The 24,488-nt window shown below is 63.4% G+C and carries 21 protein-coding genes; 13 read left to right on the top strand and 8 right to left on the bottom strand.

The genetic code is table 11. The features are described 5' to 3' along the window. Window positions 1-59: 59 nt before the first annotated feature. From BGI01S_RS12595 to BGI01S_RS12550, 10 genes are all read left to right on the top strand, one after another. Window positions 60-1,334: a serine hydroxymethyltransferase gene (locus BGI01S_RS12595; protein ID WP_042325743.1), complete on the top strand. Its 1,275-nt coding sequence runs from the start codon at window positions 60-62 to the stop codon at window positions 1,332-1,334. A gap of 18 nt (window positions 1,335-1,352) precedes the next feature. After that, entirely contained in the window at window positions 1,353-2,324 is a 972-nt protein-coding gene (locus BGI01S_RS12590) for a dipeptidase (RefSeq protein ID WP_042325741.1), read from the top strand. Between the two features lie 42 nt (window positions 2,325-2,366). Further along, window positions 2,367-2,909 carry a DUF5943 domain-containing protein gene (locus tag BGI01S_RS12585; RefSeq protein ID WP_042325738.1) on the top strand — a complete coding sequence of 181 codons (543 nt, stop codon included), beginning with the start codon at window positions 2,367-2,369 and terminating at the stop codon, window positions 2,907-2,909. Between the two features lie 51 nt (window positions 2,910-2,960). Beyond that, entirely contained in the window at window positions 2,961-5,024 is a 2,064-nt protein-coding gene (locus BGI01S_RS12580; protein WP_042325736.1) for an NADH:flavin oxidoreductase, read from the top strand. 2 nt (window positions 5,025-5,026) lie between these two features. Beyond that, window positions 5,027-6,940: a (Fe-S)-binding protein gene (locus tag BGI01S_RS12575; protein WP_042325734.1), complete on the top strand. Its 1,914-nt coding sequence runs from the start codon at window positions 5,027-5,029 to the stop codon at window positions 6,938-6,940. 4 nt (window positions 6,941-6,944) lie between these two features. Further along, window positions 6,945-8,114 (top strand): electron transfer flavoprotein subunit alpha/FixB family protein, encoded by a 1,170-nt coding sequence (locus BGI01S_RS12570; RefSeq protein ID WP_042325732.1) that lies wholly within the window; start codon window positions 6,945-6,947, stop codon window positions 8,112-8,114. Next, window positions 8,111-8,911: a drug:proton antiporter gene (locus BGI01S_RS12565; protein WP_042325729.1), complete on the top strand. Its 801-nt coding sequence runs from the start codon at window positions 8,111-8,113 to the stop codon at window positions 8,909-8,911. Before BGI01S_RS12570 ends, BGI01S_RS12565 begins: the two co-directional genes overlap by 4 nt. Before the next feature lie 73 nt (window positions 8,912-8,984). Next, window positions 8,985-10,298, top strand: a complete 1,314-nt coding sequence (locus BGI01S_RS12560) for an aromatic ring-hydroxylating oxygenase subunit alpha (protein WP_042325726.1) — start codon at window positions 8,985-8,987, stop codon at window positions 10,296-10,298. Window positions 10,299-10,331: 33 nt separating this feature from the next. Then, window positions 10,332-11,585, top strand: a complete 1,254-nt coding sequence (locus BGI01S_RS12555; protein WP_042325724.1) for an FAD-binding oxidoreductase — start codon at window positions 10,332-10,334, stop codon at window positions 11,583-11,585. A 184-nt stretch (window positions 11,586-11,769) separates the two neighbouring features. Further along, window positions 11,770-12,627: a glycine betaine ABC transporter substrate-binding protein gene (locus tag BGI01S_RS12550; RefSeq protein WP_042325722.1), complete on the top strand. Its 858-nt coding sequence runs from the start codon at window positions 11,770-11,772 to the stop codon at window positions 12,625-12,627. Window positions 12,628-12,766: 139 nt separating this feature from the next. On the opposite strand, the gene purU is transcribed toward BGI01S_RS12550, so the two are convergent. Together purU and BGI01S_RS12540 are read right to left on the bottom strand one after the other, a co-directional pair. Then, entirely contained in the window at window positions 12,767-13,642 is an 876-nt protein-coding gene (purU, locus tag BGI01S_RS12545) for a formyltetrahydrofolate deformylase (RefSeq protein WP_042325720.1), read from the bottom strand. A 116-nt stretch (window positions 13,643-13,758) separates the two neighbouring features. Next, window positions 13,759-14,694, bottom strand: a complete 936-nt coding sequence (locus BGI01S_RS12540; RefSeq protein WP_042325718.1) for a LysR family transcriptional regulator — start codon at window positions 14,692-14,694, stop codon at window positions 13,759-13,761. 124 nt (window positions 14,695-14,818) lie between these two features. Between BGI01S_RS12540 and BGI01S_RS12535 the strand changes: the two genes are divergently transcribed. Further along, window positions 14,819-15,460 carry a glutathione S-transferase family protein gene (locus tag BGI01S_RS12535; protein ID WP_042325716.1) on the top strand — a complete coding sequence of 214 codons (642 nt, stop codon included), beginning with the start codon at window positions 14,819-14,821 and terminating at the stop codon, window positions 15,458-15,460. Between the two features lie 31 nt (window positions 15,461-15,491). Further along, window positions 15,492-17,552 (top strand): 2Fe-2S iron-sulfur cluster-binding protein, encoded by a 2,061-nt coding sequence (locus BGI01S_RS12530; RefSeq protein WP_042325714.1) that lies wholly within the window; start codon window positions 15,492-15,494, stop codon window positions 17,550-17,552. A 101-nt stretch (window positions 17,553-17,653) separates the two neighbouring features. Here the strand turns inward: BGI01S_RS12530 and BGI01S_RS12525 are convergent, their stop codons facing one another. The 6 genes from BGI01S_RS12525 to BGI01S_RS12500 all read right to left on the bottom strand — a co-directional run bounded on the left by BGI01S_RS12525 (window position 17,654) and on the right by BGI01S_RS12500 (window position 23,518). Further along, window positions 17,654-18,889, bottom strand: coding sequence for a tyrosine-type recombinase/integrase (locus BGI01S_RS12525; protein WP_408638637.1), 1,236 nt, complete (start codon window positions 18,887-18,889; stop codon window positions 17,654-17,656). Window positions 18,890-19,341: 452 nt separating this feature from the next. Next, the gene (locus BGI01S_RS12520; protein ID WP_042325713.1) at window positions 19,342-20,112 is read right to left on the bottom strand and encodes a glutaredoxin domain-containing protein; all 771 of its coding nucleotides are present in this window, start codon (window positions 20,110-20,112) and stop codon (window positions 19,342-19,344) included. 39 nt (window positions 20,113-20,151) lie between these two features. Then, window positions 20,152-20,928, bottom strand: coding sequence for an ABC transporter permease (locus BGI01S_RS12515; protein ID WP_042325712.1), 777 nt, complete (start codon window positions 20,926-20,928; stop codon window positions 20,152-20,154). After that, the gene (locus BGI01S_RS12510; RefSeq protein WP_042325711.1) at window positions 20,925-21,683 is read right to left on the bottom strand and encodes an ABC transporter permease; all 759 of its coding nucleotides are present in this window, start codon (window positions 21,681-21,683) and stop codon (window positions 20,925-20,927) included. Before BGI01S_RS12510 ends, BGI01S_RS12515 begins: the two co-directional genes overlap by 4 nt. Continuing rightward, window positions 21,680-22,390, bottom strand: coding sequence for an ABC transporter ATP-binding protein (locus BGI01S_RS12505; RefSeq protein ID WP_232624466.1), 711 nt, complete (start codon window positions 22,388-22,390; stop codon window positions 21,680-21,682). Before BGI01S_RS12505 ends, BGI01S_RS12510 begins: the two co-directional genes overlap by 4 nt. Window positions 22,391-22,537: 147 nt before the next feature. Then, window positions 22,538-23,518: an ABC transporter substrate-binding protein gene (locus BGI01S_RS12500; protein ID WP_084585345.1), complete on the bottom strand. Its 981-nt coding sequence runs from the start codon at window positions 23,516-23,518 to the stop codon at window positions 22,538-22,540. A 229-nt stretch (window positions 23,519-23,747) separates the two neighbouring features. On the opposite strand from BGI01S_RS12500, the gene BGI01S_RS12495 reads away from it, so the two are divergent. Beyond that, a complete protein-coding gene (locus tag BGI01S_RS12495) occupies window positions 23,748-24,461 on the top strand; it encodes a GntR family transcriptional regulator (RefSeq protein WP_042325708.1) in 714 nt (237 codons plus the stop codon). The last annotated feature ends 27 nt before the right edge of the window (window positions 24,462-24,488 follow it).

Below are 24,488 nucleotides of genomic sequence, written 5' to 3'. Positions count from 1 at the left end.
AACGCGGCAGCGTATCAGCGCCGCTCCCGGCCCTCCGTCAACGCCCACTCGGACCTTCCATGTCGAACCCGGATCCCTTCTTCGAAGACTCGCTGGCCACGCGCGATGCGGCGGTGCGCGGCGCCGTTCTGAAAGAACTCGAGCGTCAGCAGTCGCAAGTCGAACTGATCGCGTCGGAAAACATCGTGTCGCGCGCGGTGCTCGAAGCGCAAGGCTCGGTGCTGACCAACAAGTATGCGGAAGGGTATCCGGGCAAGCGTTACTACGGCGGTTGCGAATACGTCGACGTAATCGAGACGCTCGCGCTCGAACGCATCAAGCAACTGTTCAACGCGAAGTTCGCCAACGTGCAGCCGCATTCGGGCGCGCAGGCCAACGGCGCGGTCATGCTCGCGCTGACGAAACCGGGCCACACGGTGCTCGGCATGTCGCTCGACGCGGGCGGCCACCTGACGCACGGCGCGAAGCCTGCGCTGTCGGGCAAGTGGTTCGACGCGGTTCAGTACGGCGTGAATCGCGACACGATGCTGATCGACTACGAGCAGATCGAGGAACTCGCGCAGCAGCACAAGCCCGCGTTGCTGATCGCCGGCTTTTCCGCTTATCCGCGTGCGCTGGATTTCGCACGGCTGCGCGCGATTGCCGACAGCGTCGGCGCGATGCTGATGGTCGACATGGCGCATATCGCCGGCGTGATCGCGGCGGGCCGCCATGCGAATCCGGTCGAGCATGCGCACGTGGTTACGTCGACCACGCACAAGACCTTGCGCGGTCCGCGCGGCGGCTTTGTGCTGACGAATGACGAGGACATCGCGAAGAAGATCAACTCGGCGGTATTCCCCGGGTTGCAGGGCGGCCCGCTGATGCACGTGATCGCGGCCAAGGCGGTCGCGTTCGGCGAGGCGTTGCAACCGGGCTTCAAGACCTACATCGACAACGTGCTCACGAACGCGCAGGCGCTGGGCGAAGTACTGAAGGAGGGCGGCGTCGATCTGGTTACCGGCGGCACCGACAACCATCTGCTGCTGGTCGATCTGCGGCCCAAGGGGCTGAAGGGCAATCAGGTCGAGCAGGCGCTGGAGCGCGCGGGCATCACCTGCAACAAGAACGGCATTCCGTTCGACACCGAGACGCCGACCATCACGTCGGGCATTCGCCTCGGCACGCCGGCGGGCACCACGCGCGGTTTCGGCGCAAGTGAGTTCCGCGATATCGGGCGGCTGATCGTCGACGTGCTCGACGCGCTGCGCGAGCACCCGGAAGGCGACGCCGCCACCGAACACCGCGTGCGCCGCGAGATTTTCGCGCTGTGCGAACGCTTTCCCATCTACTGAATACGCCTGGAGCAAACGATGAGTACTTTGCACGAGAACAGCATCATCATCGACGGTCTGAATATTTCGAAGTTCGAGCGCTCGGTGTTCGAGGACATGAGAAAGGGTGGCGTGACCGCGGTGAATTGCACGGTGTCGGTCTGGGAGAGCTTCCAGAAGACCGTCGACAACATCGCGGAAATGAAGCAGCAGATTCGCGAGTACGGCGAGATTCTCACGCTGGTGCGCACCACCGACGACATCTTCCGTGCGAAGAAAGAGAACAGGACCGGCATCATCTTCGGCTTCCAGAATGCGCACGCGTTCGAGGACAACCTCGGCTACATTGAAGCGTTCAAGGACCTCGGCGTGAACGTGGTGCAGCTTTGCTACAACACGCAGAACCTCGTGGGCACCGGTTGCTACGAGCGCGACGGCGGCTTGTCCGGTTACGGGCGCGAAGTGATTCAGGAGATGAACCGCGTCGGCATCATGGTCGATCTCTCGCATGTGGGCGGCAAGACTTCGTCGGAAGCGATCGCGGCATCGAAGAAGCCAGTGTGCTACTCGCATTGCTGCCCGTCGGGACTGAAAGAGCATCCGCGCAACAAGAGCGATGAGCAACTGAAAGAGATTGCCGACGCGGGAGGTTTCGTCGGCGTGACGATGTTCGCCCCGTTCCTCAAGCGCGGCCCGGACGCGACGGTCGACGACTATATCGAGGCGATCGAGTACGTGGTGAATCTGATCGGCGAAGACCAGGTCGGCATTGGCACGGACTTCACGCAAGGCTACAGCACCGAGTTCTTCGACTGGATCACGCATGACAAGGGCCGTTATCGCCAGTTGACGAACTTCGGCAAGGTCGTGAATCCCGAAGGCATTCGCACGATCGGCGAGTTTCCGAATCTCACGGCGGCAATGGAGCGCGCCGGCTGGAGCGAGACGCGCATCAAAAAGATCATGGGCGAAAACTGGGTGCGGGTGTTCGGCGACGTCTGGAAAGTCTGAGTTTGACAACTCAATCGCAACCATAAAAAGCGGAGCCTCGTCATGCAACCCCAACTGCCTATCGACGTCGACGCGAACACCGGCGTCTGGACCACCGACGCGCTGCCGATGCTCTACGTGCCGCGTCATTTCTTCACCAACAACCATACCGCCGTCGAGGAGGCGCTCGGCCTCGACACCTACGCGGAGATTCTCTACAAAGCCGGCTACAAGTCCGCGTATTTCTGGTGCGACAAGGAAGCCAAACAGCACGGCATCAGCGGGATGGCGGTGTTCGAGCACTACCTGAAGCGTCTTTCGCAACGCGGCTGGGGCATCTTCACGATCACCGAAGCCGATCCGGCGAGCTCGCGCGCGCGCATCGAACTGCATCACTCGTCGTTCGTGCTCGCGCAGCCGGATAAGGTCGGCAAGCTCTGCTACATGTTTGCCGGCTGGTTCGCGGGCGCGATGGACTGGGTCAACGACACCGTACCGGAGGGCGCGCGCAAGGGTCCGCCGTCGCACTCGAAGGAAGCGCGCTGCGCGGCCGAAGGCCACCCGCATCAGCATTGCGTATTCGAAGTGTCGCCGCTCAAGGCCTGACGGCAAGCAAGGCAAAGCGCAACAAGCCTATCCATTCCGAGGTCGATCGCGATGCGTTACCCGAACCTTTTCAAGCCTCTCACGCTGAACAAGCTGACGCTGCGCAACCGCATCGTCAGCACGGCGCACGCGGAAGTTTATGCGGAGCCGGGCGGCTTGCCCGGCGACCGTTATATCCGTTACTACGAAGAGAAGGCGAAAGGCGGCGTCGGGCTTGCGGTGTGCGGCGGTTCGAGCCCGGTGTCGATAGACAGTCCGCAAGGATGGTGGAAGTCGGTCAACCTGTCGACCGATAAGATCATCGATCCGCTCGCACGGCTCGCCGAAGCGATGCACACGCACGGCGCGAAGATCATGATTCAGGCCACGCACATGGGACGCCGCTCGGCCTTTCATGGCGAACACTGGCCGCATCTGATGTCGCCGTCCGGCGTGCGTGAACCGGTGCATCGCGGCAACGCGAAGATCATCGAAGTGGAAGAGATTCGCCGCATCATCGACGACTTCGCGGCGGCCGCGAAACGCGTGAAGGATGCGGGTATGGACGGCATCGAAATTTCGGCGGCGCACCAGCATCTGATCGATCAGTTCTGGAGCCCGCGCACCAACTTTCGCACCGACGAATGGGGCGGCTCGCTTGAAAACCGCCTGCGTTTCGGCACCGAAGTGTTGCAAGCGGTGCGCGCGGCGGTCGGCGCGGATTTCTGCGTCGGCCTGCGCATGTGCGGCGACGAGTTTCATGAGGACGGGCTCGATCACGAGCAACTGAAAGAGATCGCTCAGGCGATGAGTGAAACCGGCCTGATCGATTACCTCGGCGTGATCGGCTCGGGCGCGGACACGCACAACACGCTCGCCAACTGCATGCCGCCGATGGCGTTGCCGCCCGAGCCGTTCGTGCACCTCGCGGCCGGCATCAAGTCGGTCGTGAAACTGCCGGTGATGCACGCGCAAAGCATTCGCGATGCGGGCCAGGCCGAGCGGCTGCTCGCGAGCGGCATGGTCGACCTGGTCGGCATGACGCGCGCGCAGATCGCCGATCCGCATATGGTCATCAAGATTCGCGACGGCCGCGAGGATGAAATCAAGCAGTGCGTCGGCGCGAATTACTGCATCGACCGTCAGTACAACGGACTCGACGTGCTGTGCGTGCAGAACGCGGCGACCTCGCGCGAAGCAACCATGCCGCATGTGATCGCGAAGACGCGCGGGCCGAAGCGCAAGGTTGTCGTGGTCGGCGCGGGTCCTGCGGGACTCGAAGCGGCGCGGGTCGCGAAGTCGCGCGGGCACGACGTGGTGCTGTTCGAGAAGAACGATTATGTGGGCGGCCAGATCATGCTGGCCGCGAAAGCGCCGCAGCGTGAGCAGATGGCGGGCATCGTGCGCTGGTTCGACATGGAGACCAAACGCCTCGGCGTCGACCGTCGACTTGGCGTCGCCGCCGACGAGAAGACCATCATGGCCGAGAAGCCCGACATTGTCGTGCTGGCGACCGGCGGCTCGGCGTTCACGTCGCAAGTGGCCGAGTGGGGTGTCGACGAAGGCCTCGCGGTGAGTTCGTGGGACGTGCTGTCGGGCAAAGTGGAGCCGGGCAAGAACGTGCTCGTGTACGACGGCGTGAGCACGCACGCCGGCGCGGGCGTCGCCGATTTCATGTCGAGCCGCGGCTCGAACGTCGAGATCGTGACGCCCGACGTGAAGGTGGCCGACGACGTCGGCGGTACCACGTTCCCGATTTTCTACCGGCGCCTTTACGCGCAGGGCGTGGTCCATACGCCGAACTATTGGCTCGACAAGGTCTACGAGGAAGACGGCAAGAAGATCGCGGTGATCCGCAACGAGTACACCGAGGAGCAGGAAGAGCGCGCGGTCGATCAGGTCGTGATCGAAAACGGCAGTATACCGAACGATCGGCTTTACTGGACGCTGAAGCCGGAGTCGGTGAATCGCGGTCAGGTCGATGTACACAAGCTGTTCGCGTCCGAGCCGCAGCCGTCGCTTGCCGAGGAACTCGGCCATGGCCGCTTCCTGCTGTTCCGCGTCGGCGACTGCATTTCGATGCACAACATTCACGGCGCGATCTACGACGCGCTGCGCCTTTGCAAGGATTTCTGACGATGAGCCCCGTGTTTGTCATCACCGTCCTGCTGTGGATGTCGGTCGCCGGTCTCGCGTTCGCGCTCGCCAGGCGCGCCGCGTACTGGCGCGAAGGTCGCGCGACCGCGGCGGGCGCTTATGGATGGACCAATCTGCTGGCGATTCCGAAACGCTACTTCGTCGATCTGCATCACGTGGTTTCGCGCGATCCGTATATCGCGCGAACGCACGTCGCTACTGCCGGCGGTGCGCTTCTCGCGATGGCGTTGGTGTTCGTCAACTACGGGCTCGCGATTTATTCGCCGTGGCTCGACAAGTTGATCTTTCTTGCCGCGCTTGTGATGCTGGTGGGGGCGGTGTTTGTCTGGCGTCGCCGGCATGGCGCGAAGGCGGTGCCCGCGCGGCTTTCTCGAGGGCCTTGGGATCATCTGCCGCTGCTGCTCGGCTCATTCGCGCTCGGCCTGGCACTGTTCATCGTGTTGCCGGCGGCTGCGATGTCCGGCGCTCTGGCGGTGGTCGTCGCGGTGTTGATCGCGGCGGGCGCCTTTGCGATGACGTTCGGCGCGGCGCGCGGCGGCCCGATGAAGCATGCGCTCGCCGGCTTGTTGCACCTCGCGTTTCATCCGCGTCAGGAGCGTTTTGCGGCGCGCAATGACAACGACGTCGTGCCGCCCACCGCGTTGAAGGTGCCCCTGCTCGACGCGAAGGAATACGGCGTCGCCAAACCGGTCGAATTTCGCTGGAACCAGCTGCTCAGTTTCGACGCGTGCGTGCAGTGCGGCAAGTGCGAGGCCGCGTGTCCCGCGTTCGCCGCCGGTCAGCCGCTGAATCCGAAGAAGCTGATCCAGGACCTGGTGACAGGCATGGTCGGCGGCACGGATGCCGACTACGCGGGCAGCCCGACGCCCGGCATCGCGGTCGGCAAGCATGCAGGTGGACCGGGCAAGCCGCTGATTTCGAGCCTGATCGAGGCGGACACGTTATGGTCGTGCACGACCTGCCGCGCGTGCGTGCAGGAGTGCCCGATGTTGATCGAACACGTCGATGCGATCGTCGACATGCGGCGCAATCAGACGCTGGTCGAAGGCGCGGTGCCCGGCAAAGGGCCGATCACGCTCGCGAATCTGCGCGAAACCGGCAGCGCAAACGGCTACGACATCGGCGCGCGTTACGACTGGGCGGTCGATCTGCAGGTGCAGGTCGCGCAGCCGGGACGTCACGTGGACGTGCTGCTGATCGCCGGAGAAGGCGCATTCGACATGCGCTATCAGCGTACGCTGCGCGCGCTCGTCAAGGTGCTGAACCGCGCGGGCATCGACTACGCGGTGCTGGGTGGCGTCGAAACGGATACCGGCGACACGGCCCGGCGTCTCGGCGACGAAGCGACGTTCCAGCAACTCGCGCACAAGCTGATCGGCACGTTGGCGCAATACTCGTTCGGCAAGATCGTCACCGCCGATCCGCACGTGCTGCATAGCCTGCGCAACGAATATCGCGCGCTGGGCGGCTTCTACACGGTGCAGCATCACACCGCGTTGATCGACGAACTGGTTGCGAGCGGCAAGCTGGCGCCGAAAGCGGTTGCCGCGTACACCGAGCGCAAGATCACCTATCACGACCCGTGCTATCTGGGCCGCTATAACGGTGAGACCGACGCACCGCGTCGTCTGTTGAAGAGCATCGGCATCAAGGTGGTGGAGATGGAACGTCACGGCCTGCGCGGGCGCTGTTGCGGCGGCGGTGGTGGCGCGCCGTTGACCGACATTCCGGGCAAGCGGCGCATTCCCGATATCCGCATCGACGACGCACGCGCGAGCGGCGCGGAAATCGTCGCGGTGGGCTGCCCGAATTGCACGGCGATGCTCGAAGGCGTGGTGGGGCCGCGTCCGGAAGTGCTGGACGTCGCCGAACTGTTTGCTGCGGCGTTGGAGTAACGCGATGAACACGCTCAAACGAATCGATCCGCGCCGCCCGTTCACGCTGACGGCGCAAGGGCTCAAGCGCATCACACTGGGCGCAACCGGCGCCGTGGCCGCAGCAGAATTGAACGCGCCGTTCGCCGCGCATCGCGAGCAGCCGAAACCGCGCCGCACGACGGCCGTGCCGCAACGCGCGCTGCTGGTCGCCGCGCACGCGGACCGTGGCGCACTGGACGATCATGCGCGCCAGGCTCTTGCCGCCGCAGCGTTGATTGCCGACGCGAACACCGAAGTCGTACTGCTCGTGTTCGGCGAGTTCAGCGGCGACGCCGCCGCGCTCGGCGCCGACAGGCTGATCGTGTTGCCGATGTTCGACCGTCGCACGTTCGCGCCGCTCGACGAACTCGACGCGCTGGCCGCATGCGTCGCCGCTTACGCACCGGCGCATCTGTTCATGCCCGACAACGCGACCGGCGACGGCGACCTCGGCCGTCGCTACGCGGCGGCCGCCAACGCCAGCATCGCGACGCATGTCGTCGAGATCGACGCGGCGCATGTAGCCGCCTATATCCACGCGAATACGGCGCTCGCCGCGCGCGCGTTGCCCGACGTGGTGCTGCTCGCGCCGAATGCGGTCGAGCCGAAGCTGCCGTTCGTCGGTGCGGGCGAGCGGGTCGCGTGGCACGTCGAAGGCGACGCCGCCGCGTCGAAGGGCGTGGTGCGCGATCTCGGCGTCGAGGAAATCGACGCGGCGCAACTGGCGCTCGAAGAAGCGGATTTCATCGTGTCGGCGGGCAACGGTGTCGCCGACGTGCCTGCGTTCGAACGGCTCGCGGCGACGTTGGGCGCGGCGATCGGCGCGAGCCGCGTCGCGGTGGACGACGGCAAGTTCACGCGCGACAAGCAGATCGGCGCGACCGGCAAGACCGTCGAAGCGAGCGTGTATATCGCGTTCGGGATCTCGGGCGCCGTACAGCATTTGCAAGGCATCAAGGATTGCCGCCACGTAATCGCGGTGAATCTCGACGCCAGTGCGCCGATTGCGAAGCGCGCGAATCTGACCGTGATCGCGGACGCGCGCGAAACCATCGCGGCGCTCAACGAAGCGGCTGCCGCAGCGCGCTCCGCACGGGGCACCGGTGCCGCGTTGCTCAATTCAACGGCTGTCGCTGAAGGAGCGCTCGCATGAAAATCGCCGTGCTGGTTTCGGTGGGCCGTCATCCGGTCAGCGGCACCGCGCGCTACAGTCGCAATGACGCGGCGGCATTGACTATCGCGCTGTCGCTCGCGAAAGCGCATGACGCGACACTTGACGTGCTGCACGTCGGCGATCCATCGAACCCGGCGTTGCAGGAGTATCTGGCGCTCGGCGCACGTTCGGTCGAGGTGCTTGAAATAGGCGCCGACACGACACAAACCCACGCGCAACCAGACGCCGCAACTCTGTTCTCCGCGCGTCTGCAAGGCTACGACGTCGTGTTGACCGGCACGCGTGCGGAAGGCGCGTTCGACAGCGGCATGCTGCCGTATCGCGTCGCGCATGCATTAGGGATGCCGCTAGTCGGCGCAGCGGTCGACCTCACCGTGCGCGACGGTTGTGCGCAAGTTCGGCAATTCATGCCGAAGGGCTTGCGCCGCCGTGTCGAAGTTCAATTGCCGGTGCTGATCGCCGTGCATCCGCTCGCCACCGCCGCGCCGACTTACGCGTATGCACGACTGCGCGAAGGCACGATCAAAAGGGTCGCGCCGCAAACCATTTTGGATCCGCACGCGGGCGAATCCGACGCACTCGCCTGGCGCGTCGGTCCCGCGACCGCCAAACCGGTGCGCCTCGCCGCTGCCGAGAAGCGCTCGGGGCACGCTCGCATGCTGTCGGCGACGACCACCGAGAGCCGTGGCGGCAGCGTCGTAATTGAAGGGAGTTCCGTCGAAAAAGCACAAGTGATCCTCGCGTATTTGCGCGAGCATCAACTTGTGGATTACTGAATTCGGGTTCGGGCCAGCATGCGTCCAGGAGGGCCTGGCGCGGCGCCAGACGTGACATGCAACGGAGCACACAATGAAAGTTTCGGCAGACGTTCGCGCGATGATCGAACGCCGCAAAAAGAATCACACGCTGGAAGCACCGTTCTATACGAGCGAATCGATCTTCGCGCTCGACATGGCGGCGATCTTCCGCCAGCACTGGATTCAGGTGGCGGTGGAACCGGACGTGCCCGAACCGGGCGACTACATCACGGTGGAACTCGGCCACGATTCGATCCTGATCGTGCGCGACGACGACATGCAGGCCCGCGCGTTTCACAACGTCTGCCGCCATCGCGGCGCGCGTCTGTGCAATAACGACAAGGGCTCGCTCGGCAATATCGTGTGCCCGTATCACAGCTGGACCTATAACCTGAACGGCGACCTGATGTTCGCCGAACACATGGGCGAACAGTTCGATCGCTGCAAACATAGCCTGAAGGCGGTGCACGTCGAGAATCTGGCGGGCCTGATTTTCATTTGCCTCGCCGACCAGCCGCCCACCGACTTCGCGGTGATGCGCGCCGCGATGGAACCGTATCTGCTACCGCACGACCTGGCCGGCTGCAAGATCGCGGCGTCGATCGACATTGTCGAAGACGGCAACTGGAAACTCACGATGGAGAACAATCGCGAGTGCTATCACTGCGTCGCGAATCATCCGGAGTTGACGATTTCGCTGTACGAGTACGGCTTCGGTTACCAACGCACGCCCGCCAACGAAGAAGGCATGGCCGCGTTCGAAGAGACCGTCGCGCGCCGCACCGCGCAATGGGAGGCGATGAAGCTGCCGTCGGCTGAGATCGAGCGGCTGGCGGACCTGGTCACCGGTTTTCGCACACAGCGCCTGCCGCTCGATCGCGACGGCGAATCGCAGACGCTGGACGCGAAGGTTGCATCGAGGAAACTGCTCGGCGGTTTCGAGCAGGCCGATCTCGGCGGGCTGTCGTTCTGGACCCAGCCGAATTCGTGGCATCACTTCATGAGCGACCACATCGTCAGTTTTTCGGTGATCCCGCTGTCGGCCGGCAAAACGCTCGTGCGCACCAAGTGGCTCGTGCACAAGGACGCGCGCGAGGGCATCGATTACGACGTCGGCAACCTGACCGCCGTGTGGCGCGCGACTAACGATCAGGACCGCGCGCTCGTCGAGTACTCGCAACGCGGCGCGGCCAGCAGCGCGTACGAGCCGGGTCCGTATTCGCCGTTCACCGAGGGACTCGTCGAGAAGTTCTGCGAGTGGTACATCGGGCGTCTCGCGGAGTATGGCAACGCCCCGCAAATCGATGACGCCTGCGCCACCGCGCCGGTTTCGCACGGCGAAAAAGTCGTGTCCTTCATGCGCTGAGCGCGACACCGCAACCCGGAGCGGGAGAAAAACATGATGCGCGATCAGGCGACGTTCCAGCTCAGCACCGAGCCGCCCCTCTCAAGCGCGGCGAGCCGTGTCACGCAGCCGCGCTTCTGGGAGGCGCTGCCCGCGCGCTGGAATAGCGATGCCGACGACACGCTGGTGTGCTGCCAGGTCCGCGATGAAACGCATGACGTGAAGAGCTTTTTCTTTCGCGCGCCGTCCGAACGGGCGTTCGTGTTCGAGCCGGGCCAGTTCATTACGCTGGAACTGGAGATAGACGGCGAAGCGATCAATCGCTGTTATACGATTTCGTCACCGCCCACGCGGCCGCATACGATCTCGATCACGGTGAAGCGCGTGCCGGGCGGCAAGGTGTCGAACTGGTTGCACGACAATCTGCATGCGGGGATGCAAGTGCGCGTGCTGGGACCGTCCGGCGAGTTCACCTGCGCGCGGCATCCGGCGCGCAAGTTTCTGTTTCTGTCGGCGGGCTCCGGCATTACGCCGCTGATGTCGATGAGCCGCGCGCATCACGAACTCGGCGAGGATAGCGACATCGTGTTCGTGCACAGCGCGCGTACGCCCGACGACATCATCTTCGCGCGCGAACTCGATCTGATCGCGTCGAATCAGGCGCATTTCCGCACCGCGTTCGTGTGCGAACGCGTCGGCGCGCGCACGAACTGGCCAGGCGTGACCGGCTTTCTGACTTTACCGCTGCTCAAACTGATTGCGCCAGACTTCATGGAGCGGGAGATTTTCACGTGCGGGCCCGCGCCGTATATGCAGGCGGTACGCACGCTGCTGGACGAGGGCGGTTTCGATCGCAGCCATTATCACGAGGAAAGTTTTTCGTTCGAGACGGTCAGCGAAGTGGCCGCGCAATTGACCACCGCGCATGTCGCGGATGCATTGCAGAAGGCAGGCTCGTTCGTCACGCCGGAGAGTTTCGGCGAAGCGCGCGCTGAAGCGGCAGGCTTCGAACCGGCCATCGTACCGGTGCCCGCCGAAACGGAAACGCGCTTCAAGGTGAGCTTTGTCAAAAGCCATCGCGAGATCGAATGCGGCGGCGGCCAGCATGTGCTCGACGCGGCGAAGAAGGCGGGCGTGCGCTTGCCCGCGTCGTGCACGCAAGGCATGTGCGGCACCTGCAAGGTCAAGCTCGTGTCTGGCGAAGTCGCGATGAAACACGCGGGCGGCATCCGTCAGCGCGAAATCGATCAAGGTATGGTACTGCTGTGCTGCAGCAAGCCGCTGAGCGATCTGGTCGTCGATAAGTAAGATTTAACAAGGCGGAAGCGCCGGCGAAAACGCGCGCGAAGTCGCATGCGGACAACTGGATGTCGCAAAACAACGCTACCCGGTAATTCTGGTTGGCGATTCTAAATGCTCAATGGGTTGGTCGACGGCAAGCGGGCAAGCGGGCAAGCGGGCAAGCGGACAAACGGGCAAAGGGAGAACGGCGATGAGACTGATCAGAAAGATCTTCGTGGCGAGCGCATTGAGCGCGGCGCTGGCGGCAAGCAGTGTGAGCGTGTCGGCCGATACGAAGCCGACCATCAAGATCGGCTACGTGGAAGGCTGGGACGACAGTGTCGCGACCTCCAACGTGGCTGCACGCGTGATCGAAAAACGCCTCGGCTATCAGGTGCAACTCGTGCCGGTCGCGGCGGGCGTGATGTGGCAAGGCGTGGCGCGTGGCGACCTCGATGCGACGCTGTCCGCGTGGCTGCCGGTCACGCACGGTGCGTACTGGAACAACTTCAAGGAGAAGGTCGTCGATCTCGGGCCGAACTTCAACGACGCGAAGATCGGCCTGATCGTGCCGGACAACGCGGACGTGAAGACCGTCGGCGATCTGGAGGCAAAGAAAGCGGAGTTCGGCTCGCGCATCGTCGGCATCGATGCCGGTGCGGGCGTGATGCAGAAAACCTCCGAGGCGATCAAGGCCTATGGGCTCGACTATCAGTTGATGCCGAGTTCGGGCAGCGCGATGACCGCGGAACTCGCGCGCTCGGAAGCGGCGAGCAAGCCGATCATCGTGACCGGCTGGAAACCGCACTGGATGTTCGCGAAGTACAAGCTGAAATTCCTCGACGATCCGAAGAAAGTGTTCGGCGATGCGGAGCACGTGGATAGCGTGGTGAATCCGGAACTGGAGAAGAAGGCGCCGACGGTCGTCGCGTTCCTCAAGAAGTTTCAATGGAAGCCGGGCGAGATCGACAGCGTGATGCTGGCGACGCAGAACGGCGAGAAGCCGACTGCCGCCGCCGATGCGTGGATCGGCGCGCATGGCGATCGCGTGGATAGCTGGGTGAAGTGATGCGCGGTTGAACGTGAAAGCCGTATGAAGGGGTTGCCGCTCGACTGAAGAAGCGGCAGTGCCGCTGCGATTTACACGCATGCCGGGCACAGAGCAAGACGCCGCTTTTCAGCGGCGTCTTGCGTTTACTTCGCGTCGCTCACTGCAACACTACGGTCCGGTCGCCGTTGATAAACACCCGCCGCTCGACGAACGCCTTGACCGCGCGTGCGAGCGTAATGCACTCGACGTCGCGTCCGGTGGCGAGCAGCCGCTCCGGGCTATACGAATGATCGACACGCTCAACGACCTGTTCGATGATCGGCCCTTCGTCGAGATCATCGGTAACGAAATGGGCCGTCGCGCCGATCAGCTTGACGCCGCGCGCGTGGGCCTGGTGATACGGCTTCGCGCCCTTGAAGCCGGGCAGAAACGAATGGTGGATGTTGATCGCGCGGGCCGCGAGCGCGCGGCTCGTGTCGCCGGACAGAATCTGCATGTAGCGCGCGAGGATCATCAGCTCGGCGCCCGACGTGTCGAACAGGTCGAGCAAACGCGCTTCCTGTTGCGGCTTCGTGTCGGCGGTAATCGGCAGATGATGGAACGGCAGGCCGTGCTGACGCGCAAGCGGTTCGAGATCGCGATGATTCGAACCGATGCCGACGATGTCCATTTTCAACTCGCCCATGCGCCAGCGGAACAGCAGGTCGGCGAGACAGTGTTCGAGCTTCGAAACCATGATCAGCACTTTCGGACGCGTGCCGACGTCGTGCATCGCCCATGTCATCCGGAAGCGTTCGGCAATCGGCGCGAATTCGCGCTTGAGCGCGGCGACGTGCAGCGTTTCGTGGCTCTCGACGCCATGAAAGACGCAGCGCACGAAGAAGCGTTTGCTGAGGTCGTCGTCGAATACGGTCAGTTCGTCGATATAGCCATGGTGCCGGTCGAGAAAGCCGACGACGGCGGCGACCTGGCCCGCCGCGCTCGGACACGCGACAGTGAGGACCCGTTGAGCGGGACGAAATTCAGCGGACATGCGCTCTCCATAGACGACAGGGCGACGCCACGGGACGCGGCATCCATCGTTGCAGTAGAGCAAAGCGGCGGGGCGCGCGGATAGAAGCTAACCGCCGTCGCGCTGGAACGGGAGCGTCAGACGCTGGCCAGCCGCCTCTTCAGCGTTTCGATCAGCGCGCGCACTTTCGCCGGTGGATGGCTGGTCGGCGGGAACACGGCCTGAATGCTCGCAGCGGAGGTCGACCATTGCGGCAGCAGGCGGATCAATCGTCCCGTTGCAATATCGCCGCCGATCGAAAAATCCGTCAACAGGCCGAAGCCGCCACCGGCTAGCGTCGCCGCGCGGCACGCGTCGGCCGTGTTGACCAGAAACGCGTTCTCGCAGCGCACGCTGTCCGCTGCGCCGTCGTCGTCACCGCTTCGATCTACGTCACCGCGCCGCAGTTCGAGCGTCAGTGGATGCGGTAACACCGTCAACGCGCAAAACGGCAGCGCCGACAATTCGGCCGGCGTTCGTGGCGAGCCCCACGTATCGACGAACGCCGGGCTCGCGACGATCCACTTGACGAAACTGCCGAGTTTCACCGCCCGGTAATTCGAATCCGCCAGCCGGCCCAGGCGGATCGCGACGTCGATGCCATCGGCGATCAGATCCACGTATTGATCCGTGCATAGCAATTCGACGTCGAGTTGCGGATGTTCGCGGCGTAGTTCGACCAGCGCCGGCGCGACGACCAGCGCGCCGTAATCGATCGGCGAACTGACGCGCAACGTGCCGCGCACCGGCGCCGTGTCTCCGTCTCCGCTGACCGCGTTCAGCGCTTCTTCGGTGGCTCGGAGAATCTTCACGCTCGCTTCGTAGAACGCGCGGCCCGCTTCCGTGACGCCGAGCCGCCGCGTGGTGCGCACCAGCAAGCTCGCGCCGACTTCGGCTTCGAGCCGCTGCATGTGCGTGCTGACCATCGTTTTGGCGAGTCCCAACCGGGCCGCGGCGGCGGTCAACGAGCCCGCGTCGACGACCGCGACGAAGATCGCCAGACGATTCAGATTTACGTCACGTACGTCGGCCATGAGCGATTGTCCATCTTCGATTGAATGTGTTTCCCGGATTATCGGGCTTCCGCCCGACGCCGCGTGCGCATTATCCTCGCTCTGTACCTGCTACGTCCTACCTCATCGAACTCCGGAGCCCGACATGCCTGCTGTCAAACCTGCGCAACCTATCCGACTGTATACGACGCTGCTTTCCGGGCACGGGCATAGGGTGAAGCTGTTTCTATCATTGCTCGACCTGCCGTTCGAAGTCGTCGAGCTGAACATGAAGGCCGGCGACAACCGCAAGCCGGACTATCTGGCGCTCAATCCGTTCGGTCAGGTGCCCACGATCCAGGACGGTGACGTGACGCTGTTCGATTCGAATGCGATTCTCGTCTATCTGGCGAGGCGCTACGGCGACGCGTCGTGGCTGCCGGAGGACCCGCTCGGCGCGGCGGCGGTGCAACGCTGGCTGTCGCTTGCCGCCGGGCAGATCGCTTATGGACCGTGCGCCGCGCGGCTCGTGACCGTGTTCGGCGCCCCGCTCGATCATCAGACGGCGAAGAATATCGCGGTCAAACTGTTCGACGTGATCGAGCAGGAACTGGCCGACAAACCGTTCGCGGCCGGCAATCACGCGACGATCGCCGACATTGCCGCGCATACCTACATCGCCCACGCGCCCGAAGGCGGCGTGTCGTTGCAATCGTATCCGAACATTCGTGCGTGGCTCGGTCGCGTGGAGGTATTACCGCGCTTCATCGCGATGCCGGCCACGAAGGCGGGTCTGCTCGCCGCGTGAACGGCGGCTATGTCGAAGCTGGAGTGTCACCATGTCCGCATTTGTTCCACTGAATGGCTGGGGCGTCGACGCATCGCCGTTTCATCACAGCGAGCTGGACGCGCAGCGGCGCGCCGGCGTGAGCAGCCAGGCGGAGTCGGCCGGGCGTCGCGGGATTCGCCGCTATATGCCCGAGCAGCATCGGCAGTTTTTCGCCGACCTGCCGTTCATGGTGTTCGGCGGCGTCGATGCGAACGGGCAGCCGTGGGCAACGGTGCGCGCGGGTGCGCCGAGCTTCGTGTCATCGCCGGATGCGCGAACGCTGCGTATCGACGGTGGCGTGCTGCCTGGCGATCCGCTCGCGGGACGCTGGAACGAGGGGGCCATGATCGGTGGACTTGGGCTGCAGCCGCAGACCCGGCGTCGTAACCGGATCAACGGCATGGTGAGATCCGTGGAAGGCTCAACGTTGGTCGTCGACGTGACGCAGAGTTTCGGCAATTGCGCGAAGTACATCCAGAGCCGTACGCCGACTTTCGTGGAGCGCAGCGCGTCTTCTTCTTCGACGCCACCCGAGGTGGCGACGCAACTCAGCGACGAGGACCGCGCGCTGCTGAGACGCGCCGATACGTTCTTCATCGCGAGCGCCAATCTCGCGGATGAGGCGGGGCTCGCGCGCGGTTTCGACGTGTCGCATCGCGGCGGTGCGCCGGGCTTCGTTCATGTCGACAACGCGAGTACGCTGACCACTCCGGACTACAGCGGCAATCGCTTCTTCAATACGATCGGCAACCTGATCCATGATCCGCGCGCCGGATTGCTGTTTATCGACTTCGCGACAGGCGATCTGCTTTATCTCGCGGTGCGGGCGGAAGTCGTGTGGGACGGCGCGGAACTGGCCGGGTTCGAAGGCGCCGAACGGCTGGTGCGTTTTCATATCGACGAAGTGCGGCGCAGTCGTGGTGCTTTGCCGTTCCGGTGGTCGGAGGTCGAGTTCGCTCCGCAGTTTGCGTCCACGATCCGGCGGGCGGTCAGCGGCGCTTCATCCTGGCGGCAACTGAAGGTGGCGGAGGTCGTCGATGAAACGCCAACGGTTCGCTCGTTCTACTTCGAAGCGCTCGACGATGCGCCGTTGCCGCCATTCAAGCCCGGCCAATTTCTGCCGCTGCGTATGCCGGTGGCGGGTCTGGGTGCGCCGTTGCTGCGCACCTATACGCTTTCCGATTCGCACGACGCGCGCCGATATCGGATCAGCGTAAAACGCGAGGGCGTCGCGTCGAACTGGATGCACGACAGGCTCGGCGTGGGCATGCAGATCGAAGCGAAACGGCCAAGCGGCACGTTTGTCTACGACGAAGCGAGCCCGCGGCCGGCCGTGTTCATTTCCGCCGGTATCGGCATTACGCCGATGATGGCGATGCTGCATCATGCGTTGCGCTCAACGGACAGCGACAACGCGCGGGCGAAACGCGTGTTCTTTTTTCACGGCGCGCGCAGCGATCGCGAACGGCCGTTCAGCGCGCGTTTGAAAGAGGTCGCGCGGCGTTATCCGGCGGTGTCGATGCATCTGTTCGATAGCGCCGGCGATGGTATCGCGGACGGCGTGTCGGCCGGGCGTGTGAGTATCGATGCATTGAAACGGGTTCTTCCATTCGATGACTACGACTTCTATCTATGCGGACCTGAGCGGTTCATGCGCGAGATGTACGAGGGACTGCGCGGGCTGAATGTCGCCGATGAACGGATTCGGTTCGAGTCGTTTGGGCCCGCAAGCGTCAAGCGTACCGGTGTCGAACGCGAGACGCTGGCAGCGGACTCGGGCGTGAATGAGGCTGACGCGGTGCCCGTGACTTTCGCGCGTTCGATGCGAACGGCTCGATGGACGCCTCGCGACGGCAGCCTGCTGCAGTTCGCCGAGGCTCAGGGCGTCGACGCGCCGTCGAATTGCCGGTCGGGAACGTGCGGTACGTGTTCGACGCGGCTGTTGTCGGGACAGGTTCGCTATGACGGGGAAGTCGACGCGGATATCGAGCCCGGCCACGCGCTTATGTGTGTGGGGCGTCCGGCGAGTGATCGCTCGGGGGCGGAAGCGGGGCTTGTGTTGGACTTGTGATCGTGCCGGTGGTGTTCAGTGCGGTGTATTCGACACGATGAGCGCCGCCACTCGCAACTGCACGATTCGATGTGAACTGGCGACCGGGCCGTAGCGTTCTATTACTGCCAACCGATACGATGCTTCTCATCGGTTTCCTTGTGACGCCGATCATCATCGGCATGCAGGTACTGGCTCGTCGTGGTGAGCGACGCATGCCCGAGGTTGTCCCGCACCAGACGCAGATCGACCTGCTGGTCCGCCATGTTCGATCCGGCGCTATGCCGTAACCAGTGCGCAGACGCGAGTTCGAGTTGATCGGCTCGCTGCGCGTACTCGTCGCCGCGATCACGCAGCGCTTGTGCCGCTGCGCCGAAAACCTGCTTGACGATCCGATGCAGTGCGGCGCGCGTCAGCGGTTTGCGTGACTGACCGATCGGCAGCACGAGCGGCGTGTCTTCATCCGGCGCAGGCAACGCGGGCAATCCCCGCTCGCGGCGATAGTCGGACAGCTCCGCCATCATCTCCGCCGTCGCCGGCACCAGCCGCTCCTTGTTTCCTTTGCCCAGCACCTCAAGCCACCAGCGATCGACTCCGCTCGCATCCCGTCGACAAAAGAAACGTCCCATCGTGTTGCTGCCGACCTCGGTGATCCGCAAGCCGCCCAGGTAGAGCAGGGTGAAGAGCCAACGCACGCGTGCGTAGTGTTCGCGCTCACGGTCAGTGTCTTTCGGCATTGCCTGAATCCACGTTTTGACTTCCAGCCACAGCTCGGGCGAAAGATAACGGGTGACGCGCGGCTTCGCGCGGCGCGCGCGCTGACGGGACAGCGACAACGGATTGCCGGCGAGATAGCCCGCCTGCACGAGCCACGCGAACATCACGTTGAGAATCACCAGCGCCTGACGTTGACTGGTGACGGACAGCGGTCCGTGAAACGGGCGCCAGCGCGGATCGCCGCGCGGATGTTTGCGCCCGCCGTTGGCGCTCCACTGCGCGCTGGGCTGCGGGTCGGCGAGAAAGCGCTGATAGACGAGCAGGTCTTCGTGGGTCAGCGACGACAGCGGCTTGCGCAGTTGAAGTACCGACCACAGCAGCAGACGCTCGGCTTCCTTGCGGTAGTTATCGAAGGTGGTTTTCGTGTCGACGAAGCGGGCGAGCCATGCGCGGATAGCGTCGAGATCGTCATTCGCCGCGATCTGGGCGGTGACGTTGCGCGCGCGATTGGCACCGGTGCGGCCGTCAAGGTCCGGTGGGACGACGAGGGCGTCGATTGGGCAGGGGGGCGGCAGGAGGGTGTTCACGCGGTGGCTTGAGCGGGCTAGAGGTAAGGCGCGTTCGCTGCGCGGGGCCATCATAATATTTCAACATTATAACTGTAATGTCAAAATCTCAAGAGAAGACTATTGTGTATTTAACAAAATACGTTGTATTACCGACGTTTTGCGGGGCGCGTGACGCTCTTTGACCTCTCGACGCGTCCGTCGCCTCTGTGCTCCCGCTTAAGCCTTCAGCAAACGCGGCACCGGCGGCGGCGCCGCTACGCCTCGCGTAACGTGCGCATTTGCGCCGATTTAGTGACGAAAGAGAGCGAGCGTCGCCGCAACTGGGGCACGCGAGCAGGGGAGGGAAGGTCTTCGGAGGAGCGAAGAAAACGACGAACAGAGCCACGCGGCGCGCGAACATCAGCACGAACAGGCCACAACGCGGACTGCGCGCAACTCAAAGAAAACGCGGCCGCGGCGAAAAATCTGGCGGCAAAGAAATCTTGCCGCTCGCTCGCCTCAAAAGACCCGCAAAAAAGACCCGGCTACCGATCCCACACCTCATGCGGCACCGGCAACCCTTCAAGATCGGCCGCGGTCAACGGACCATCGGGCTCGATGCCGTGACTCTCCAGCATCAGCATCACTTGCCGCGTATGCTGCGCAGCGTGCCACGCAGTACGTTCGAGCACCTCGTGAAAAGGCCGCGTGCCGTAATAAGTCTGCACCGTGTAATCGACAGTGGGATCCTTTTCGGCCGCCCACCAGTCCAGAAACCGTGCATGTACGCCTTCACCCCACACGGCAATGTCTTCGCCGCTCCATTCCTCCGGGGGAAGCTCATCGAAGGATTCGAAGCGTAACGGAATGCCCTGGGACGCCTGCATGCCCATCTCTGCCACGCGGAACATATGAAACGCGAGTCCGCCAGGTGTGCGATTGCGGTTGCGAAACGGCGTCTTTAACTGATCGGGCTGGAACTGGCGCACGTAACGGGCATTTGCGCTCATCAGCAGATCCAGTTTCGCGACCAGTTGCGCCGGGGGCAGCGGGTCCATCACGCGGGTCTTCAGATCGAGAAACTTGATGACGTCATGGATGGATTGGCAGAAGGTATAGCGCTTGCCGATCGACACCACCGGCACGCTGCGAGCACCGAGTTCCACGAGTTGCGCGCGCGCGTCGGGATCGTTATGCACGTCGAGCGATTCGAATTCGATGCCCTGCTCGGTGAGGAACTCCTTGGTGCGCAAGCAGGATGAACATCCGGGTTGCCAGAACACCTTGATACGCGCTGCATTCAATGTTTCGGTCATGATCTTCCCCTGAAACCGGCGCCCAAAAAATTCGATCAGTCAGCCTGACTTCGACAGGATTTGATGCCACTTCAACAGCATCAGGTTGACCACGGTTGCAAACACGAACAGCAGGATGGCGAGCGCCATGATGGTCTGCGTATCGTTGCGGCCCATGGCAATCATCAGCATATGACCGATGCCGCTTTGCGACGCGAACATCTCGCCGATCAACGTGCCGAGCAGCGTCAGCGAGAAGCCGATGCGCAATCCCGCGAGCACTTCGGGTACGGCGGCGGGCAGCAGCACGTAACGCGCGTAGGCCACCGGCGACAGCCGGCAGGCCCGGGCCGTACGCCCGAACACGGGACGCATGTTGCGCACGGCGCCCGTCGTGAAGACCGTAATCGGAATGATGCCGTGGATCACGCCGAACGTGACCTTCGCATACAGGCCAAGGCCGAACATCAACAGCACGACCGGATAGAGCGTGATCTTCGGGATCGCGTAGAGCGCCATCAGAATCGGCTCCATCACGTCGCCCGCAAGACGTCTCGCTCCGAGCACCAGGCCGAGACATACGCCGCCGACGCACGAGATTGCGAAGCCCAGCGCAAACGCGACCGCCGTGATGCGCAGGTTCTCGGGGAAATCGTCGTCCCGCAGGATCGAGTTGAGCTTGACGAACGTCAGCCACGGGCCGGGCAGCACGTCGGCGCCCAACAATGAGCTGGCGATCTGCCACAGTCCGAGCAGAACGACGACCAGCAGCACGCTATCGCTCCAGCGCGAGTGCGAACGTTTCGGCTTGAGAGCCGCGGTGGCGATGGAACTCATGTCGTCTTTCTCCGCGTGCGGCTGTACAGACGCATCTCAGCCATATGCAGCAGCATGTTCAGTGTGCCGACAAATATCAGCAGCAACAGCATCAGGCCGTACATGGTCGGGTTGTCGAAGTTGTTGTACGCGTACGCAATGCGGAACCCGAAGCCCGAGCCGGCCAGCACGAACTCGCCGGCGATCACCGCGATGAACGCATACACGACGGTCAGTTTGATGCCGGTAAACACGAACGGCAGACTCGACGGCAATGTGATCAGGCGGATTTCGTCGAGTGGGCTCATGCGCATCGCGCGCGCCGAACGCAGCAGGACGCGCGGTACGCGTTCGAGTCCGTTGAGTGTATTGGCCGCCATGGCGACGACGCCGAACAGAAAGCCGATCGCCACCAGCGGCCAGCGATTCAGCCCGAAGATCACGATCAGCACCGGATACACGACGAAGATCGGCACGGCGTAATAGGAGAGCAGCAACGGGTCGATCACGCGCCGCACGCGCGGCAGTTTGAACAGAGCCACGCCGAAAGCGAAGCCGCCCGTCACCGCCAGTACGACCGCGAGCGTCGCATTGGCAAGCGTCTGCAGGATGTCGCGCGTGTAGTCGCCGGACGCGAGCAGGGTCCACGCGCCTTCGGCCATCTTCGACGGTGGAATGAACGAGACCGGATCGATCCACGCGCGTCGGCTCGCAAATTCCAGCGCCGCGACGAACAACACGACGAGAGCAAGACGCCAGCGCGCGGCGCGATTCATGTCTGGCTCCCCAGCGCCTTTAGCGCTTCGCCGCGCAGCAGTCCCCACACGCGTGCGGTCAATTCGCCGAAACGCGGGTCCAACGCCGTATTGCTGTCGCGTTGCCGTGACCAGCCCGTTTCGATCGTTTCGATGAAGCGTCCCGGGCACGCTGACATTACGCCGATGCGGTCGGACAGCAGCACGGCTTCGTCGATCGAATGGGTGATGAGCATCACGGTCGCGCCCGTTTCGCGCCACAGGTTGAGCATTTCCTCGCCCATCAGCAGACGCGTTTGCTGATCGAGCGCGCCGAAGGGCTCGTCGAGCAGCATCAGGCGAGGGCGCATCACCATCGCGCGCGCAATGCAAACGCGCTGCCGCATGCCGCCCGACAATTGAACCGGGTACGAATGCGTGAACGCCTTGAGTCCCATGAAAGCCAGCGCGTGCTCCACGCGTTCGCGGATCTCGTTCTCCGCGACGCCCGCGCGCCGCGCGCCGAACGCGGCGTTGTCGTACACGTCGAGCCACGGGAAGGTCGCGTCTTCCTGAAACACGACTGAGATACCTTCGGGCACCTTGTCGCGCACGGCCGCGCCTTCGAACGTGACGGTGCCCGCGCTCGCCGCGTTGAGCCCGGCAATCACGTCGAGCAGCGTGGACTTGCCGCAGCCCGACGGCCCGACGACTGAAAAGAACTCTCCCTTCTGAAGACTGAGGCTCACGGGGCCGAGCGCATGATAGGGCGGCTTGCCCCGGTCGCCAGCGTAGATTCGCGTGACGTCGGTAAGGACGGCGTGAATCTCGGGAGAAGCTCGCTCAACAACGCTGCCGGACACCACGGAAAAAGGCACGGGCTTCATCAGTCAACCTCACTTGGAGCGTTCGCTCGCCGGCAGCATGGATTCGTTGACGACCGTATGCCAGTCGAACGGACCCGGTTCGACGGCCTTGATCAACACGAGGCCTTTCGCGACTTCGTCCATGCTCGCGTAGTTGAAGCGGCCGGTGCTCCAGTAGTGCGGGTCGGTATCGAGGCAGTTGTCGATCGCCGACTTCGCCACCGCCGGGTCGATCTTGTAGGCCTTCGCGAGAATCTGCGCGGACTCTTCGCGATGCGCGACGATGTACTCGACGCCTTTTCTGCGTGCCTCGATGATGCCTTTGACGATCTCCGGATGAGCCTTCAGATAATCGGTGCGCACCACGCCGACCGTCTGCGTCTCAGCGGGCACGATATCGGTCGAACGGAACGCGATCTTCAACTGGTCCTTGCGTTGACTGTAGGCAGGCTCGGTCATGTACGCGACGTCGACGGCATGCTGCTGCAACGCGATCATCATCGTGCCCGAGGCGCCGACCGGCTTGCGTTGCACCTGGCCGGTAAGCCCCGCGCGCTCAAGGCCGACGATCGTGATCATCTCGGTCATCGACTTCGGACTGCTGTAGCCGATGGTCTTGCCCTTCATCTGCGCGATGCCGTTGACGTTCGAGTCCTTGAGCTGGACCCATAGCAGATCGGCGACGCTTTGCACGCCGCTATGAACGATGGTGATCGGCAAACCCTGCCTGATCGCGGCAATCGCGGCCGGCAACGCGACTTCGCCATAAGGTATCTCGGAGGCCATGGCGTTGCGCACGGAGGTGCCGCCGCCTTCCGATGTGATGAAGCCGGTGACGTCGACACCATTCTGTTTGAAGTAGCCCTTGTCGAGCGCTACCGCGAAAGGCACCCCGTACATGCCATCGATCCAGTGAGTGACGGTCAGCGTGGCCGCCTGACTGGTCGCGACGCTTGCCGCCAGAAACGGGGAGAGCACCGCCAGCCGCGCGAATCGGTAGATACCCTTCATCAGTTGTCTCCAGAACACCGTTTTGATTGTATGCACAAAGTGTAGGATACTTTTTAGGACACCCTGTGATGCGGCGCTATGGATGTTTACGCGAATCCCTTTGCGTACCGGTCCTATACGGGTGGGCTAAGGGTATTCCTGACGCGTCAAAAGCAAAAAGCTTCTGGTTTTGTCCTACAGTTTTAGCCAATACTAGGTGCAACGGCTATTTGCCCATCTCTCCTGAACCATGTCGACTACGAATGACGAGACCGTCGAGCACTCCGACCGCGCGTTGCAAGCGGTGCTCGAACCAGCGCTGCGCACCGGCGAAACCGTCGATCGAACCGCCGCGCTGATCCGGCAGCAGATCGTCGAAGGGCGCCTCGTGCCCGGCCAGCGTCTGATCGCGCGCGATCTGGTGGAACAGATCGGCATCAGCCGCGGCCCGCTGCGTGAAGCGTTTCGACGGCTCGCGGCCGACGGCCTCGTCGATCTGATTCCGAATCGCGGCGCGACCGTGCGCCGTTTGTCGAATGACGAAATCGCGCAGGTCTACCAGATTCGCGAAGCGCTGGAGGGCTACGCGGCACGGCGCGCCGCGGAGCTGATCGATCACGGCGACAACCGGGCGCGCTTCACCGAGATCGTCGAGCGGGGGCGGCGGCATTTCACGGCGCCGGATTTTCCGGCGTTCATCGTCGACAACCGCCAATTCCATCGGATCATCGTCGACATCTGCGAGAACCCTCAGTTAAGCGAACTGATCGACAAGTATCAGTTGCCGATCTTCATGCTGCAGTTGCGCGAACGCATCGGCGTGGACCAGATAGTGCGCAACTCGCTCGCCGAACATGAACTGATCGCGAGCGGCATCCTCGCGGGCGACCCCGAGCGGGCGGCGCAAGCGATGCGCAACCATCTGCGGCACTCGGCCGACGAACTGATCAAGATGCCGCGTTAGCTGCACCGACGTGTTCCAGCGGAGCGG

It is taken from the genome of Paraburkholderia ginsengisoli NBRC 100965 (assembly GCF_000739735.1).
In the GTDB taxonomy this organism is placed as follows: domain Bacteria; phylum Pseudomonadota; class Gammaproteobacteria; order Burkholderiales; family Burkholderiaceae; genus Paraburkholderia; species Paraburkholderia ginsengisoli.
The sequence above is the reverse complement of the archived record's forward strand: the minus strand, read 5'-3'. Positions and strand labels throughout refer to the sequence as shown.

Bases quoted from the DNA above. Each gene is read 5' to 3' on its own strand.
- BGI01S_RS12595 (WP_042325743.1), top strand. From the start codon at position 60: ATGTCGAACCCGGATCCCTTCTTCGAAGACTCGCTGGCCACGCGCGAT.
- BGI01S_RS12590 (WP_042325741.1), top strand. From the start codon at position 1,353: ATGAGTACTTTGCACGAGAACAGCATCATCATCGACGGTCTGAATATT.
- BGI01S_RS12585 (WP_042325738.1), top strand. From the start codon at position 2,367: ATGCAACCCCAACTGCCTATCGACGTCGACGCGAACACCGGCGTCTGG.
- BGI01S_RS12580 (WP_042325736.1), top strand. From the start codon at position 2,961: ATGCGTTACCCGAACCTTTTCAAGCCTCTCACGCTGAACAAGCTGACG.
- BGI01S_RS12575 (WP_042325734.1), top strand. From the start codon at position 5,027: ATGAGCCCCGTGTTTGTCATCACCGTCCTGCTGTGGATGTCGGTCGCC.
- BGI01S_RS12570 (WP_042325732.1), top strand. From the start codon at position 6,945: ATGAACACGCTCAAACGAATCGATCCGCGCCGCCCGTTCACGCTGACG.
- BGI01S_RS12565 (WP_042325729.1), top strand. From the start codon at position 8,111: ATGAAAATCGCCGTGCTGGTTTCGGTGGGCCGTCATCCGGTCAGCGGC.
- BGI01S_RS12560 (WP_042325726.1), top strand. From the start codon at position 8,985: ATGAAAGTTTCGGCAGACGTTCGCGCGATGATCGAACGCCGCAAAAAG.
- BGI01S_RS12555 (WP_042325724.1), top strand. From the start codon at position 10,332: ATGATGCGCGATCAGGCGACGTTCCAGCTCAGCACCGAGCCGCCCCTC.
- BGI01S_RS12550 (WP_042325722.1), top strand. From the start codon at position 11,770: ATGAGACTGATCAGAAAGATCTTCGTGGCGAGCGCATTGAGCGCGGCG.
- purU (WP_042325720.1), bottom strand. From the start codon at position 13,642: ATGTCCGCTGAATTTCGTCCCGCTCAACGGGTCCTCACTGTCGCGTGT.
- BGI01S_RS12540 (WP_042325718.1), bottom strand. From the start codon at position 14,694: ATGGCCGACGTACGTGACGTAAATCTGAATCGTCTGGCGATCTTCGTC.
- BGI01S_RS12535 (WP_042325716.1), top strand. From the start codon at position 14,819: ATGCCTGCTGTCAAACCTGCGCAACCTATCCGACTGTATACGACGCTG.
- BGI01S_RS12530 (WP_042325714.1), top strand. From the start codon at position 15,492: ATGTCCGCATTTGTTCCACTGAATGGCTGGGGCGTCGACGCATCGCCG.
- BGI01S_RS12525 (WP_408638637.1), bottom strand. From the start codon at position 18,889: ATGATGGCCCCGCGCAGCGAACGCGCCTTACCTCTAGCCCGCTCAAGC.
- BGI01S_RS12520 (WP_042325713.1), bottom strand. From the start codon at position 20,112: ATGACCGAAACATTGAATGCAGCGCGTATCAAGGTGTTCTGGCAACCC.
- BGI01S_RS12515 (WP_042325712.1), bottom strand. From the start codon at position 20,928: ATGAGTTCCATCGCCACCGCGGCTCTCAAGCCGAAACGTTCGCACTCG.
- BGI01S_RS12510 (WP_042325711.1), bottom strand. From the start codon at position 21,683: ATGAATCGCGCCGCGCGCTGGCGTCTTGCTCTCGTCGTGTTGTTCGTC.
- BGI01S_RS12500 (WP_084585345.1), bottom strand. From the start codon at position 23,518: ATGAAGGGTATCTACCGATTCGCGCGGCTGGCGGTGCTCTCCCCGTTT.
- BGI01S_RS12495 (WP_042325708.1), top strand. From the start codon at position 23,748: ATGTCGACTACGAATGACGAGACCGTCGAGCACTCCGACCGCGCGTTG.